14 protein-coding genes and 1 other RNA gene are annotated in these 14482 nt (G+C 41.7%); 5 read left to right on the forward strand and 10 right to left on the reverse strand.

Annotation, left to right across the window (positions count from 1 at the left end; genetic code table 11):
- Positions 1 to 46: 46 nt before the first annotated feature.
- Positions 47 to 3217 (reverse strand): protein kinase domain-containing protein, encoded by a 3171-nt coding sequence (locus tag V7K44_RS32465; RefSeq protein ID WP_334938110.1) that lies wholly within the window; start codon positions 3215 to 3217, stop codon positions 47 to 49.
- A gap of 181 nt (positions 3218 to 3398) precedes the next feature.
- Here V7K44_RS32465 and V7K44_RS32470 point away from each other — a divergent pair, with 181 nt between their 5' ends.
- The 3 genes from V7K44_RS32470 (at position 3399) to pstS (ending at position 6892) form a co-directional block, all read left to right on the forward strand.
- Positions 3399 to 4139, forward strand: a complete 741-nt coding sequence (locus V7K44_RS32470; protein ID WP_334938112.1) for a cytochrome c biogenesis protein CcdA — start codon at positions 3399 to 3401, stop codon at positions 4137 to 4139.
- Between the two features lie 30 nt (positions 4140 to 4169).
- Positions 4170 to 5567: a cytochrome c biogenesis protein gene (locus V7K44_RS32475; protein WP_334938114.1), complete on the forward strand. Its 1398-nt coding sequence runs from the start codon at positions 4170 to 4172 to the stop codon at positions 5565 to 5567.
- Between the two features lie 227 nt (positions 5568 to 5794).
- On the forward strand, positions 5795 to 6892 hold the full coding sequence (gene pstS, locus V7K44_RS32480; RefSeq protein ID WP_334938116.1) for a phosphate ABC transporter substrate-binding protein PstS: 1098 nt from the start codon (positions 5795 to 5797) through the stop codon (positions 6890 to 6892).
- A gap of 37 nt (positions 6893 to 6929) precedes the next feature.
- Here pstS and queF read toward each other — a convergent pair whose 3' ends face one another.
- From queF to V7K44_RS32510, 6 genes are all read right to left on the reverse strand, one after another.
- On the reverse strand, positions 6930 to 7343 hold the full coding sequence (queF, locus tag V7K44_RS32485) for a preQ(1) synthase (protein WP_334938118.1): 414 nt from the start codon (positions 7341 to 7343) through the stop codon (positions 6930 to 6932).
- Positions 7344 to 7423: 80 nt separating this feature from the next.
- On the reverse strand, positions 7424 to 7825 hold the full coding sequence (locus V7K44_RS32490; protein WP_334938120.1) for a hypothetical protein: 402 nt from the start codon (positions 7823 to 7825) through the stop codon (positions 7424 to 7426).
- 156 nt (positions 7826 to 7981) lie between these two features.
- Complete coding sequence (locus tag V7K44_RS32495) at positions 7982 to 8368, reverse strand: phasin family protein (RefSeq protein ID WP_334938122.1); 387 nt, start codon at positions 8366 to 8368, stop codon at positions 7982 to 7984.
- A 25-nt stretch (positions 8369 to 8393) separates the two neighbouring features.
- An RNA gene (gene ffs / locus V7K44_RS32500) (signal recognition particle sRNA small type) lies at positions 8394 to 8490 on the reverse strand.
- Positions 8491 to 8527: 37 nt separating this feature from the next.
- Positions 8528 to 8794 carry a YciI family protein gene (locus tag V7K44_RS32505; protein WP_094350336.1) on the reverse strand — a complete coding sequence of 89 codons (267 nt, stop codon included), beginning with the start codon at positions 8792 to 8794 and terminating at the stop codon, positions 8528 to 8530.
- 140 nt (positions 8795 to 8934) lie between these two features.
- A complete protein-coding gene (locus V7K44_RS32510; protein WP_334938124.1) occupies positions 8935 to 9270 on the reverse strand; it encodes a KGK domain-containing protein in 336 nt (111 codons plus the stop codon).
- 240 nt (positions 9271 to 9510) lie between these two features.
- Between V7K44_RS32510 and V7K44_RS32515 the strand changes: the two genes are divergently transcribed.
- Together V7K44_RS32515 and V7K44_RS32520 are read left to right on the forward strand one after the other, a co-directional pair.
- Positions 9511 to 10062: a 2'-5' RNA ligase family protein gene (locus tag V7K44_RS32515; RefSeq protein WP_334938126.1), complete on the forward strand. Its 552-nt coding sequence runs from the start codon at positions 9511 to 9513 to the stop codon at positions 10060 to 10062.
- 353 nt (positions 10063 to 10415) lie between these two features.
- The gene (locus V7K44_RS32520; RefSeq protein WP_334938128.1) at positions 10416 to 11159 is read left to right on the forward strand and encodes a peptidoglycan-binding domain-containing protein; all 744 of its coding nucleotides are present in this window, start codon (positions 10416 to 10418) and stop codon (positions 11157 to 11159) included.
- Between the two features lie 302 nt (positions 11160 to 11461).
- Here the strand turns inward: V7K44_RS32520 and cobO are convergent, their stop codons facing one another.
- The 3 genes from cobO to V7K44_RS32535 all read right to left on the reverse strand — a co-directional run bounded on the left by cobO (position 11462) and on the right by V7K44_RS32535 (position 14341).
- On the reverse strand, positions 11462 to 12139 hold the full coding sequence (cobO, locus tag V7K44_RS32525; RefSeq protein WP_334938130.1) for a cob(I)yrinic acid a,c-diamide adenosyltransferase: 678 nt from the start codon (positions 12137 to 12139) through the stop codon (positions 11462 to 11464).
- Positions 12140 to 12613: 474 nt separating this feature from the next.
- Positions 12614 to 12934 (reverse strand): GFA family protein, encoded by a 321-nt coding sequence (locus tag V7K44_RS32530; RefSeq protein ID WP_334938132.1) that lies wholly within the window; start codon positions 12932 to 12934, stop codon positions 12614 to 12616.
- A gap of 138 nt (positions 12935 to 13072) precedes the next feature.
- A complete protein-coding gene (locus V7K44_RS32535) occupies positions 13073 to 14341 on the reverse strand; it encodes a plasmid pRiA4b ORF-3 family protein (protein WP_334938134.1) in 1269 nt (422 codons plus the stop codon).
- Positions 14342 to 14482 lie beyond the last annotated feature (141 nt).

Consider the following 14482-nt stretch of genomic DNA (forward strand, 5'->3'; position numbering starts at 1 on the left):
AGAGAAATAATTGTTCACGAGTATACAAAGCACTCGTTAACGGAGTTCAAAGGCTCATTAACGCGATCGCCTTCACCAATTCTTCTGGATCTACAGGCTTAGAAATATGCTGTTGAAATCCGACAGCGATCGCTTGCTGATAATCTATCTCTCCAGCATAAGCAGTTAAAGCGATCGCCGGAATTGTCCCGCCTTGTTCTGGCTTCAAACTCCTCACCTGTTGCATCAGCATATAGCCATCCATTTCTGGCATCCCGATATCACTGATAATTAGATTTGGCTGGGATTGACTCAATGCAGTTAAAGCTTCAATGGCTGAGGCGACAACGGTAACAGTTGCCCCATATTGCTCCAACATGAAGGGCAAAAATTCTCGCATATCTGCATCGTCATCCACCACCAGAATCTCTAAACCAGCTAGCGGCGAAGACTGAGCCGCCACTAATGAGGAATTATCTTTTGCATCCTTGATTCCTTTGCTTTCATCCTGTAAGTATGGAAATCTGACGGTGAAAGTTGCTCCTTTACCTTCGCCCAGACTTTCTGCTTGCACACTTCCTCCATGAAGTTCTACCAGATGGTGGACGATCGCTAATCCTAAACCTAAACCGCCAAATTTTCGAGTTGTCGCCCCATCTGCTTGACGGAAAGACTCAAAGACATAAGGTAAAAACTCACGTGCAATCCCTTTTCCTGTATCAGTTACATGGATTTGCACTTGTGAGCCAACTTGCTCTAATTTAAGTTTTACCTGTCCGCCGATGGGAGTAAACTTAATGGCATTAGAAAGGATATTCCAAATTACTTGTTGCAATCGATTGGCATCGCCTAAAACTTGCCCGACACCAGATTCGAGACTTGTCTGAATCTGGATAGACTTAGCCTCCGCCGATAAACGCACTGTCTCGATCGCAGCTTCAATGACTGATACCAAATTAATTCGGTCAAAGTCGAGGTGAAGTTTACCTTGAAGAATCCGGGAAACGTCGAGCAAATCTTCAATCAATTGAGTTTGCAACTTGGCATTGCGCTCAATGGTTTCTAAGGCGCGATCGCTTGTTGCTTGGTCAAGTTTACGGGTTCGCATCAGTTTTGTCCAACCCAGAATCGGGTTGAGTGGTGTTCTGAGTTCATGAGACAAAACAGCGAGAAATTCATCTTTGATCCGGTTTGCCGCTTCCGCAGCGCTTCGCGCCGTTAGTTCGGCTTCGTAGAGATGGGCGCGAGCGATCGCTTGGGCGCATTGTTGAGCAACAGCAAAGATAAATGCTCGATCTTCCTCACTAAGTTCTTGAAGTTCAGTAAATCCCAAACTTATACCGCCTACTGCCGAACCTTCTACCATAAATGGAATAGAAATCCAGGCATCAATGTCATATTGGGTGTAAGCTTCAGCTAGATGAGGGTAACGAGCTATTCTATTTTGTCTCGATTCAGCCCAAACAGGTTGTCCAGTCCGCACAGCTTCGGCTAAAGGGGAAGGTGAATCAATAGAAAAATGTCGCCAAGTGTTTACTAAATCTTGGTTGTAGCCAAGCGCACGCACAATTTCTAGTTGAGTTTTACTTTCATTCACCAAGGCGACGAGGGCAGAACTGGCTCCCAAGCCAGCCATGCTCTGCTCTACAATCACTTCAGATACTTGGGCTGGTGTCAGGGATTCCGAAAGGGCAGCCGTAATCGATTGGAGACGGGCAATGCGCTCCAGGGCTACTTCTGCCGTTTTTTGTGCTTGCTGCGCTTCTTGGTAAAGACGGGCATTATCGATCGCGATCGCTGCTCGATGGGCAACATCTTCCGCTAGTAACAAATCAGCTGTGCTGTAACGACGTTCTGATTCCGCAGTAAAAAAGGAAATTGCACCAAAAATTCTTTTTCGGACCATCAAGGGAAGAATTATACATGACTTTAAACCAATTTCACGGGTAATCCTTAGATGTTCTGCATCTGGGATGCCTGCTGCTAGGAGTGCATCTGAAATTTCAGTTACCATTTCAGGAATTCCTGTACGCAGTACTTTGGGCACGCCTTGAGGTTCATCCAACTTTCTCGGATAATGCTGATGAAGTTGCCAACCGAGTTTAACTTTCTCTGGATCTCGGTGGGCAACTGCTACCCGATTAATTGATTGGTTGTCTTGCAAGAGATCGACACTGCACCAATCGGCGAAGTAAGGCACAACCAGATTGGCCACACTTGCTAGCGTGCTTTCGTAATCGAGAGAAGAGGCGAGGGTTGCACTGACTTGAGCTAAAAATGCTGCTCGTTGCTGATTAACTTCTGCTTGTTGTCGGGCGGTTTGTTCTTGAATCAGTTGGATACGTTCCGCTTCAGATTGTTTGCGATCTGTGATATCTTGCTCACCCAAGATAAAGGATTGGATTTCTTTGGTTGTCTCTAATTGCTTCAAACACTGTTCTAGATCGAATTGCAAACTTAAAGCGCTCTGATATCTCTGTTCTGCAACTTTCGACAGCAATTTCATGATGATGTCACAGAGCATTTGGGGAATATCAGAGTTTAGCTTGTTCGGACATAACGGAGATTTGGCAATATGACAATGTACCCACTCTAAGGGGTCTTTACCTTGAAATGGTAGTTGACCTGTGAGCATTTCATAAAAGGTGACTCCCAGAGAATACAAATCGCTGCGACGATCGATTCCTCGATTAATTTGCCCAGTTTGCTCAGGTGATAAATAAGGTAAACTACCTTCAATACGACTGGAACTGCTAATTATTTGCTGTTGGTATGGAATAAAAGCAGCAATTCCAAAATCGGTAATTTTTACCTGATTAGTTTCGAGATTAACTAAGATATTTTGCGGTTTAATATTTTTGTGGACAATTTGATAAGTGTGGATTTGTGCGAGTTTGCTAGTGATTTCAATAGCAATCTTTAGAAACTGAACAGGCTGTTGAAATTGACCTAGAAACTGGTCGAGCGATCGCGCCTCAAAATCCTCCATAATTAAATAAGGAATTCCCTGATGCATCTCTAAGGCGTAGACTTTGACTGCTGCTGTAGTATTTAACCTTTGAGCGATCGCATACTCATGTTTGAGTTGTTCAATATTATTAGGTGTACACTGTTCTGGACGTAGCCCTTTGATAATTACCGGGCACTGTTCTTTAACCTCGATCCCCCGGTATATGACTGCTTTTACCCCTGTTTTTAACAAAGTGACAATTTTAAATCCGGGTAATGCAATCATCATGCCAAATACTCCAGCCGTGCTTCTTCAGGGATAATCCGAGCTTAATTGTATTTTAGATACATTTCCTTGGGCAGATGAAATTTAAATGATATCAGCTTCGGATAATCACTTCTGCTGACTCAAAAACCAAAAGTAAGCTAAAATTCAAGCAGAGTAAGCATTTCCCGCTCAGAAACTCCCCATGTTTGATAACCTGCAAACCCAAATTTACCAATTAGAACAATTTGCCAACAGCCTTGTTTCTAGCCAACTGACACACCTTAGCGTGGTAAGCGTTGGTATCATCTTTGCCGCTGGCTTGCTTACCAGTCTCACACCCTGTATGCTTTCTATGCTGCCAATTACCATTGGTTACATCGGTGGTTATGAAGCCAAAAGCCGCTTGCAAGCAGCTGCACAATCAACTTGGTTTGCTTTAGGTTTAGCAACTACATTGGCAGGACTAGGCATAATAGCAGGTTTGGTCGGAAAAGTCTACGGTCAAGTGGGAATTGGTTTGCCGATTATCGTCAGCATTATCGCTATTCTCATGGGGCTGAACTTATTAGAAGCACTGCCTATACAATTTCCATCCTTGAATGAAACGAATTGGATTTCGCCAGATTTGCCAACAGGATTGCGTTCCTATCTACTGGGACTGACTTTCGGCTTAGTCGCATCCCCTTGTAGCACCCCTGTTTTAGCGAGCTTGTTAAGTTGGATTGCTAGTACACAAGACTTAATTTTAGGCGCTGTTTTGCTACTTTCTTATACAGCTGGTTATGTAGCACCGTTGATTTTAGCGGGTACTTTTACAGCTTCAATTAAAAAATTACTGGAATTGCGTCGCTGGTCTGGTTGGATTAACCCAGTTAGCGGGGCGCTATTGGTAGGATTCGGTGTATTTTCCTTAATTTCTCGGATTCCCCTCGGCAGTTTTTAATATCAATACCTTTGTTAGATTTTACACCTAATGACTTTAGAAGATTCAGCGTCCCAAGAATTAAAATGGTGGGCGATACCTGGGAAGTTCTTACGCCAAGAGCTTTTGCCTGTACTGACTAATTTACGATTAGCGATCGCACTACTGCTATTGATTGCAATCTTTAGCTCTACCGGCACTGTAATTGAACAAGGTCAGTCACCCGCATTTTACCAAGCCAACTACCCAGAACATCCAGCTTTGTTTGGTTTCTTAACTTGGAAGGTAATTCAAGTAGTTGGATTAGACCATGTATATCGTACTTGGTGGTTTCTGGCATTACTCATCTTATTTGGCACTAGCTTAACTGCTTGTTCATTTACCCGTCAGTTGCCAGCCCTAAAAGCTGCCCAGCGGTGGAAATATTACGAAGAACCACGACAATTTCAAAAATTAGCTTTAAGCACAGAACTAGATACTGGTTCCCTAAATTCTCTCAGCCAAATATTACAGAAACACCGCTATAAAATTTTTCCAAATCAAGAAAAAGAAAATCTCCTTTATGCCCGCAAAGGAATAGTCGGACGCATCGGCCCAATTATTGTTCATATTGGCATCGTTGCTATTTTGCTAGGGGGAATTTGGGGGGCAATGACTGGATTTCTCGCTCAGGAAATGGTTGCTAGTGGCGATACATTTCAAGTCACAAATATTGTCGATGCTGGGCCAATAGCCGCAAAAATCTCGAAAGATTGGTCTGTGCGAGTCAATCGTTTTTGGATTGATTACACTCCATCTGGCGGCATCGATCAATTTTATTCAGATATGTCTGTCTTGAATAATCAGGGAAAGGAAATTGACCACAAGAAGATTTTTGTCAACGAACCTCTGCGCTATCAGGGCATAACTTTCTATCAAACTGATTGGGGAATTGCAGGTGTTCGCGTCCAATTTAACAACAGCCCAATTTTTCAGCTACCGATGGCGCAATTGAACACCAACGGTAACGGGCGCATTTGGGGAACTTGGGTTCCTACTAAACCGGATTTGAGCGAAGGTGTCTCTTTGTTAGCTAAAGACTTGCAAGGGATGGTATTAATTTATGATGCCACTGGCAAACTTGTTGATACAGTCCGTGCTGGGATGTTCACCGAAGTTAATGGCGTGAAGCTGAAAATTTTGGATGTTATTGGTAGCACTGGCTTACAAATTAAAGCCGATCCAGGCATCCCAATTGTTTACACAGGGTTTGGCTTGCTCATGCTGGGTGTGGTGATGAGTTACTTTTCCCACTCGCAAATCTGGGCATTGCAAAAAGGCGATCGCTTGTATATTGGTGGCAAAACTAATCGCGCCCAAGTTGCTTTTGAACAAGAAGTTTTAGATATTTTAGACCGGCTGAGTTCACAGCCAAAAGGTGAGGAGAAAGAGGCGGCGATTGAAGTTTAAACGCGGAGGGGAGGCAGCGCGTCTTGGGGGTTCCCACGGCAGTCGCTCATGGGGGGAACCCCCAAGACCGCGCTGCCTCCCCGTTGTAACGACTGCCGTCGCGCAAAGGAAATCGCAGAGTAACGCAGAGGATGACTTTGCGTTACTCTGCGTTAACCTCTGCGCTCCTCTGCGTTTCAAAGTTATTTACAATTAATTAGAAAATTACTAGAGGTATTTATTCAACATTGGAACAAAAGATTTCTATATCTGCTCAACTTCAATTTAAGGGACGCATTTACCTTTTACCCCTAATCGCTATCTTGTTAAATATCGCTTCTTGCACTGCGAATAATCAAAACATCAACCATATTTCTCTCGTTGGTGCAGGGGCAAGTTTTCCTGCACCTTTGTATGAGCGCTGGCTTGCAGATTATAACCAGCAACATCCTGATGTACAAATTAACTATCAAGCTATAGGGAGCAGTGCTGGAGTGCAACAACTCATCGAAGGTACTGTGGACTTTGCAGCTAGTGATGTGGGAATTACAAATGAACAAGCAGGCAAAATCAAACGGGGAGTGATTGCTTTACCTCTAACAGCCGGTTCTATTGTGTTGGCTTATAACCTCAAACCAGTTGCACAGCAGTCGCCTCAAGTAAATGTGCCAACTGCTCTCAGGCTACCACGCCAAGTTTACGTAGATATCTTTCTCGGAAAAATTAAGAATTGGAATCATCCTAAAATAGCCGCAGCTAATCCAGGTGTAAGTTTGCCCGATTTACCAATTCAAGTTGTCCACCGAACTGATGGTAGTGGAACTACAAGCGTGTTCACACAACACCTAAGCGCCATAAGTCCAGAATGGAAAAGCAAAATTGGGGCTGGTAAATCGATAGCATGGCAAGTGGGAGTTGGTGGAAAGGGTAACGAAGGTGTTACCGCCCTGATTCAACAGATACCAGGAGCTATTGGCTATGTAGAATACATTTACGCCAAACAAAATAAGCTTCCTGTGGCTGCTTTAGAAAATAAATCTGGTAATTATATTACGCCGACACCAGAATCTGTAGCACAAACTTTAGAAGCAGTGAAATTACCAAGTGATAACTTGATTGCTTTTATCACCGATCCTACAGGTGCCCAGTCTTATCCCATCGTCACTTACAGCTGGCTTTTAACTTATCACCAATATCCAAACCGAGTCAAAGCTCAAGCACTGAAAAACTTTGTGAATTGGGCTGTGATTGACGGGCAAAAATCCAGTTTGGAACTTGGATATATTCCTTTATCAAAAAAAGTTGTGATTCAAGTGCAATCTGCCGTGCAGAAAATTGCTGAATGAAGCTGATTAATTCCATCTGCGCTCATCAGTAATGATGTTACTTTTGGTGACGCACTTCAACTACAGTATGTACATTACCGCGAGGCGTGAAATCTGCTTTTACCGTGACTTCCAACGGATCGCAAGCAGCCACAAAATCATCCAAAATTTGATTAGCAGATTCTTCGTGGGAAATGTAGCGATCGCGATAACTATTAATATAAAGTTTGAGCGCCTTCAATTCCACTACCCGTTCATTAGGAATATATGTAACGTAAATTGTCGCAAAGTCAGGATAACCGGAAAACGGACATTTACAAGTAAATTCCGGCAAAGTGATGCTAATGTCATATCGCCTCCCCACACGCGGATTCGGAAAGGTAATTAGTTTACCTTCCGCAATGTCGCGTTCGCCATACTTCATTTCTTGGTTTGCCTGGGATGCACTTTCAGATAATTTATCAGTTGTCATTTCTCAGTTGTTAGTTTTTAGTTGTAATTTGTCATTTACTCCCCCTGCCTCCTGCCCCCTGCCCCCTGCCCCTTTGCCTCTTAATACTCTTCCTTCTCCCAGTCTGGACAATTCTCATCCTCACAACCGTGGGGATGCATAGCACAAACTAATAAATTACCACCATAAACTTGACCGTGGTAATGACTACAACCAATACAGGCAGGATTTTTTTCAGATGTAGGTTCAACTGAATAAGGAAAACCCGGATCGACATCTCCTACAATGTCTTCCAGTTCCCAGTAAGCTTCTAACATCGGTTCAGCCAAATCCTGTAGATACTGATCCACTTCCGTAACAATATTATTGTGTACTTGCTCGCTGACTTCTTCCGTTAGCTCAAAAAATGCGTCTACCACTTCACTCATTCCCAGGAAGAAGCGCTCTACTTCATCAGCCACTGTTTCGACGATTTCTACTAAATCTTTTTGCCACTGTTCCATAAACTTGACACCTTTGCAGGCTATAAACAGGACGCTTTGTGCTATCTGGCTTGAAGCACTAAAATACACACTAGGCAATGTATCTTATCAAGTTTTTATCTGAAGTGTCATGTCAAAATGCCACTTTTTACTTATATGTCGAGCAAACAATGCTTTTTATCGATCGCGTTGCAATCGTTTTAACTCGTCTTGCAGCTTTAGCACTTCATCGCGCAATTTATCTACATTCTCATCATTTGACGCCTCTTTCACCGTTGGCTCTTCATCTTCCTCTAAAATTTCAATGCGGCGAGGTTGAGAAGCCGGCGTTTCTGGTGAGGTTTCAACAGATGGTTGCGCTTGTTGGGCTTGCTTCATCATGTCCTCAACGAAGCGGCGGGCTTCTTCGGTGTTCATTTCGCCCTTTGCCACCATTTCATCTGCCAGTTTTTGGACTTGCGATCGCACTTCGGCTAATTTTCCCCCTGCTTTCTCACCCGCGTAAGAAGCTAATCCAACACCGAGGTAAAAAGCTTTTTGAACAATATCTCCAAAACCAGGCATGGTTGCTGACAGCTCCTAAAAATAGGGCGACCCGGAGACTACGCCTACCACAAGCCTCCCGTGTTGCTGCTACCTTCCGGTTCTGACAAGATTTGGGTGTTGCGATCGCATAGATCCAGGTCTTCAATAACCATAACATGAAAAGTCAGTAAGTGTGTGTCATTCCATAACAATTCGCCATTCATAAAGCTGATAGTTGACGCAGCCGTGTTTTACCAAGGGATCATCAGCTACAATCGTTTCTGCTTCCTCCTTTGAGGCAGCCTCAAATAGTAACATTCCGCCTCTTTGTTCCACCCAATAGCCTGTTCGGGCTTTGTGTCCTTTAGTAATCAATTCCCGAATGTAGGCTTTGTGAGCAGGTACATATTGGTCAAAGGTAGGTTTATCAACTTTCCCCTCTTCAATTTTTACAAACCACGGCATTGGCTTCTTAACTCCAATTACAACAACATCCTGCTTTAGTTATGACTATTTTTGAGTAGCATTTGAGTAGCAATATACACGAACTATAACGATTTACTGAAGATTTCACTAAAACAGCAGAAGCAACGCATCTGTGAATGTTAGACTTCTAGGTGCGATCGCAGATCATCCAGTGGAGATGCCGAGTTCGTGGGAATCAGTGGTTTTGTTGGTGTGGGCTTATCAGGAATAAATTCAAAGCGAATTCGGATTTTACCTTTCTGCCAGCCGCCACCCTGAGCCAGTAAAACCTTACAGTTCACGCCATTTGCAGCCCAGGCTTCAGCCTCGTCCTGTTGTAAGCTGGTGTTCTGAAATACCAAATTTACCACAGTCTCCATCAATTCTTCACCTGTTGATGTTGAAGTCCCAGTCAAGTTAGCATCCTGAGTCATAGAAACAACATCCTCATCGGACAGAAAAATTTGATCGCTCATTTAATTTTCTCTTTCGGTAAACAATATGGCGGAGCAAGTCCCAACTCGATCCGCCTTTCCTAAGTTTTCCCATTAACCACCAATTACTAAGCAATAAAAATAATTGGCGTTGCTGAATTAAGGGATGATTCTTGTGGGGTGGGCATCCTGCCCGCCCGGAAATACAAGGGACGCTCATGTTGCCCATCCCACAAAAATAGTAAAATCATCCCGCAAATATGCAACCCCAAATAATTAATTATGAGTCGTTTTTTTGTCGCCCTCATACCACCGCAAGATATTCAAGACTACGCCAACGAGATTAAGCAGTACTTTGCCGATCGCTATACTAGTAGCGGGGCGCTAAAGTCTCCGCCTCATATTACCCTGCAACCGCCCTTTGAATGGGCAGATGATAACTTGCCACTGTTAGAAGCATCCTTGAAGGAGTTTGCCAGTGAACAACAGCAAGTAGCAATTACACTGAAAGGGTTTAATGCCTTTGCACCTCGTGTCATCTACATTAATGTCGTCAGAAGTCAAGAGCTTTTAACTTTGCAAGCTGATTTAATGGCTTATACAGAAAGCAACTTGAGAATTGTTGACAAGGTTTCTAAAACCCGCCCTTTTGCACCCCATTTAACGGTTGCATTTCGGGATTTAACAAAGCAGAATTTTAAAGCTACTTGGCCAGAATTTGAAAATCGTCAGTTGTATTTTGAGTTTACTGCTGACAAATTAACCTTGCTGCTTCACGATGGGAAGCGCTGGAATATTAACCGGGAGTTTGCTTTTTTCGCTGGTAGTAATTGAGCGATGTTTTTGCGATGGCCGCTGGCGCTGTTTGATATTGGAGCTACCTTGACGATAATATCCAATATTATATTTACCTGAAGCCTTTTGTAAAATTGTCTGCGCACATCTGTGTGTCCCTAACACGTAGTATCATTAATAGTTGAGAATAAGCGATCGCATCTCTTTCTTTTTCACCCTCTGTAGTCGCATACGTCGAACGTCTCAAAGAGTTGCAGCTTGTCGTCACACATCGCTTAAGCTTCGGAACGTCTTGCAAATAAGAAATGTTAGATTTATTTATTTCTACTTACCTAATTTTTGTAAAACCAGATACATTAAATGGTAGTTTAATCGCAAAGGAACCAAAAAGTATGGCCGTTAGTAGCCCTGAAGTGATCCGTCATATATTGATCGGATTGGGATATTTAGCTTCTGAGATTGATCCTAAGCCGGATCTGACTAAATTTGCTCCCTGGAAGCGGAATAACAACTCCTTGACAGACGATCCTACTGAAGAAGCTATTAAAAAGTTTCAGAAACAGTACTCACAAAAACTTGTGGTTAATGGTAATGCTGATGTAAAGACTCGAACTGTTATGGAAGATACAGTGAAAGGGCTTCAGAATAGATTGAAGTTTCACGGTTTTGCAACCAATGCCGAAATTCCTCCAGATAAGCCTTTTTATGGACCAGCTACTTATACAGCAGTCAAGAAATTTCAGAAATCTCAGGGTTTAACTGAAAATGGGATTGCTACTATTGAACAGCGGCAAATTCTACAGCAACCAAGTCTCACAGATAAACCCCAGACTCCGCCTCAGTCACAACTAAAGCTGATAGATTTGTGCTTTCAATTCAAAAAAAATCCTCAAAGTCCTTCTTACATTGCAGCGTTAAATAACTTACAACAAAATCTACCCAAGGACGTTTTACACAAAGTTACTAACAAATGGAGAGGGACAAACGATCAAAATCCTGAGATTGTCAAGCTGACTAATCTTTTTACTTATTATGATGACAATAATGCAAACCATCGTGATGCACTAAATCACTTACAAAGTCAGATTACCCCAGCCATCTCTCAAGCATTTTTAAGTCTTTGGAATAAGAAGTAACAAATGGAGCTTACAGCAGAATTCAGAACTAAAACTTTGTATCTCATCAACTTGAAATCTGCTGTATATAGGCGTAATCTGCTTTTCCACATCTGATACCAATTCAAAAAATGTTTACGACACATAAGCTCACCTGCGCTGATAGCGCACCCCTTAGTAAGGCAGCAGGGTTGGTGATATCTATTATCTGTTGCATTCTTTTTTCAAATTGGTATGACATACGAGAATTAAAAACCAGGTTTCTGAATCTCTGCTGAGTCGGAAACCTCGTTTTTTAACAATTCTGAGTCCTGAATTCTGATTTAATATTCAATTCCCGGTTGTGCTTTCACACCTTGATCGCGGAAAGGGTGCTTAATTAGAGTCATTTCAGTTACTAAGTCAGCACACTCAATTAAAGCAGGTGGTGCGCCTCTACCTGTGAGAATAACGTGTTTGTTAGCGGGTTTTTGTGCCAAACCTGCTAAAACGTCTTCTACTGGTAAATAAGCCATTTTGAGGGCGATATTGATTTCGTCTAACAACACTAGATGAAAGTCTGGGTTGCGGATGTATTCTAATGATTTTTCCCAGGCGGCGCTAGCTTTGTCAAGATCGCGATCGCGGTCTTGAGTCTCCCAGGTAAAGCCTTCACCCATTGCGTGGAATTCTATCTGGTCTTCCCAATAGCTGAAAACCCTTTTTTCGGAAGGTTCCCAGCTACCTTTGATGAATTGAATGATCGCTACTTTATACCCATGACCGAGCGATCGCAACACCATCCCCAAAGCCGCAGTGGTTTTACCCTTACCGTTACCAGTATTTACAATAATTAACCCTTTTTCTGGTACAGCTTCTGCTATGCGCTTGTCTTGCACTTCTTTACGTCGCTGCATCTTTTTGCGGTACTGTTCATCAGTCAGAGATGAAGACATTACCTCATCAATCAAGCGTCCAATTTCTTGGTCTGGGTTCAATTCTTGCGGTGTATCGTTTTTCATCAAGCTTGTCTAGAAATAACTGTTAAAAGTGTTGAAAATGAACCAAAATCGCCTTACTTATCCAATTTCACTTACATTACTTGATTAGAAATGTCCAGTAAGCTTTCATGTGAAATATTAATAGTGTGTTAGCTTTATTAACGATTTGCAGACAACTGGAATTATATATGATACACAAATGAACTTATAATTTGAGTTTACTATTACTGTTTTAAATAATCTAATATGTTCATTAAAGCATTTTACCAGTAAAACTTTATTATTATCTTCTTTAGTACAATGATAAGTTAGATACTTTAAGTATCATAAGTATAATGTCTAATATCAGGAGTTATGCATTTATGGATATTGTTGTTTCTATTTTTCCCATAAAGCCTGCGTATCTTCTGGTTGCCCATCATAGTTGAGCAATTGGTCTGAAATTATCATCCATGATTGGGCACTGCGTGTCCAAATGTTACCCACTGGGCGTAATCAACTTGTATCATCTAAGGTTCCAGCTTTGACATTGATAGTATTTGAATTGTAAGTCCTTTCATGGAACAATCGCGTTCCGCAGTCGCCACAAAATAGGTTATTTACTTCACGTCCACTATCATTTTTCCGAGTCCAAGCTTTTGGTTTTCCCTGAACAATTACAACAGCATCTCGTAATACTGTAAGAGACATTCCAAAAGCACTAGAAGATTGTTTCTGACACTCCTTGCAGTGACATAGATAAAGTGTTAACGGTTCGGCATTAATTTCATAACAAATCTGTCCACATTGACAACCTCCAGTATATGAAAGATTCACAGATTTTATCTCCTGCTAATTTGTATTGCCTTATTGTAACTAAAACTATCTCAATCTTAAAGCGGGTTTTAATAGACACAAACAGAAGAGATGAGAATACGAGAAACTTTTGATTATCTACACTTTCCTAAATCTTCTTCATTCTTCATCCTCATCCGATTCATCATCCTCACTCCAATACTGTTGAGGTGCATTTCCGTAAACTTCTAAAATCTTCGGTTTTTTGATTTTGTTATCAGGTGGATTAATTGTTTCTAACTGCACATCAAATTTCCAGTTGTCACCAAAATCATAAAGATAGGTCATTTTACCACCCGGTTCTAGAGATAAATCACCAATCTGCACTTGGTCGGCAAATGGGGGTGTTTCCATGTAGGCATGACCGATTTTTATGATGCGACCAAAATGGTCTTTATAACTAAACTCGTACAGGTGATCGTAATCAAAATCAAAAGCATCGAGAATTATCTCTGCTAGCCAGCTTAATGGTTTTTTTGCTGGTATGGCAATACGTCGCCAAGCCTTAAAAAGGGATACTTTGAAAATATAAATACCATCAGTGAAGCCTTGCTTGGGAACAAGTAAATTATGCTCCCATTCTGGAAAAAAGGGTTGAAAATGTGACTGCAATTTTCCAAAAGTCACATTCACATCATCCTGTAATTCTCCTCGTATACCCAGTGGAAAAAGTAATTGCAACAGAGCATCACCAAAGGGTAAACGTTGTAAACTAGTAATACGCCACCCCTTACTTTCTTGTGGTTTGCCATGTTTTATAGATAACAATCCAAATAACTCTAACAAGGCAACATTATGCAGTCCGGGGTAATAACTAATATTGTTTTGATCTTCATATTTAGGAAAATTTAAACCTTTATCTGGGACGCGAGGCCAAAGTTGGATACATCTAAATAAGTTCCCTAATGAATCTTGATGTTCGCCCAAAACTTCGTTATTTCCCCAAATCAACCAAGCTTCTAATAAGTTGAAATAGCGTTCTGTTAGATTGAGGCTTGACCATGATTGCAAAGTTGCTGCATCTAAAACTAAAACCTGCTTCTTCCCTTGGGATTTAATCTGGGCTATTCCAGAACTGCGTAATAACAGATATAGTGCATTAATGTAGGGGTATGATTTCTGTACGGGGCGTTTGAGTTTAGTTTCAATTGGGTGACTTAACCGAGAATTAACTTCTGATAGGACTTTTAGCGGTAGCAGGTTATTAATACTACTAACTTCCACTCCGTTTTGTTGTAAGAAATCTATCAGGGTTTGAAAGTCATGCAGAATCGTACCGGGTTGATTTTCATCAATAGTGAGTTCTTGGAGGAGTTGTTGTTGTGACTCTGCAAGAGTTGGCAGTTCAGGATTGAGTGTGCGTTCTAGTCGCGCAAATAAATCTTCCATAAATAAAAATTCTAAATTATAAATTCACAATTTAACCTTCTGTTTAACTTGTTTTCTTTATACTATGACTACAGAAGTTCTCCTGATAAACATTGACCTGCGAAGTCTCACAACAGGACTATCAACACCCTAAGTTTAATG

Source organism: Nostoc sp. (assembly GCF_036917235.1).
Taxonomy (GTDB): Bacteria; Cyanobacteriota; Cyanobacteriia; order Cyanobacteriales; family Nostocaceae; genus Nostoc.

What these genes read in the sequence shown, in the direction of transcription:
- V7K44_RS32465 (WP_334938110.1), bottom strand. Translation starts at nt 3,217, where the DNA reads ATGATGATTGCATTACCCGGATTTAAAATTGTCACTTTGTTAAAAACA.
- V7K44_RS32470 (WP_334938112.1), top strand. Translation starts at nt 3,399, where the DNA reads ATGTTTGATAACCTGCAAACCCAAATTTACCAATTAGAACAATTTGCC.
- V7K44_RS32475 (WP_334938114.1), top strand. Translation starts at nt 4,170, where the DNA reads ATGACTTTAGAAGATTCAGCGTCCCAAGAATTAAAATGGTGGGCGATA.
- queF (WP_334938118.1), bottom strand. Translation starts at nt 7,343, where the DNA reads ATGACAACTGATAAATTATCTGAAAGTGCATCCCAGGCAAACCAAGAA.
- V7K44_RS32490 (WP_334938120.1), bottom strand. Translation starts at nt 7,825, where the DNA reads ATGGAACAGTGGCAAAAAGATTTAGTAGAAATCGTCGAAACAGTGGCT.
- V7K44_RS32495 (WP_334938122.1), bottom strand. Translation starts at nt 8,368, where the DNA reads ATGCCTGGTTTTGGAGATATTGTTCAAAAAGCTTTTTACCTCGGTGTT.
- V7K44_RS32505 (WP_094350336.1), bottom strand. Translation starts at nt 8,794, where the DNA reads ATGCCGTGGTTTGTAAAAATTGAAGAGGGGAAAGTTGATAAACCTACC.
- V7K44_RS32510 (WP_334938124.1), bottom strand. Translation starts at nt 9,270, where the DNA reads ATGAGCGATCAAATTTTTCTGTCCGATGAGGATGTTGTTTCTATGACT.
- V7K44_RS32515 (WP_334938126.1), top strand. Translation starts at nt 9,511, where the DNA reads ATGAGTCGTTTTTTTGTCGCCCTCATACCACCGCAAGATATTCAAGAC.
- V7K44_RS32520 (WP_334938128.1), top strand. Translation starts at nt 10,416, where the DNA reads ATGGCCGTTAGTAGCCCTGAAGTGATCCGTCATATATTGATCGGATTG.
- cobO (WP_334938130.1), bottom strand. Translation starts at nt 12,139, where the DNA reads ATGAAAAACGATACACCGCAAGAATTGAACCCAGACCAAGAAATTGGA.
- V7K44_RS32535 (WP_334938134.1), bottom strand. Translation starts at nt 14,341, where the DNA reads ATGGAAGATTTATTTGCGCGACTAGAACGCACACTCAATCCTGAACTG.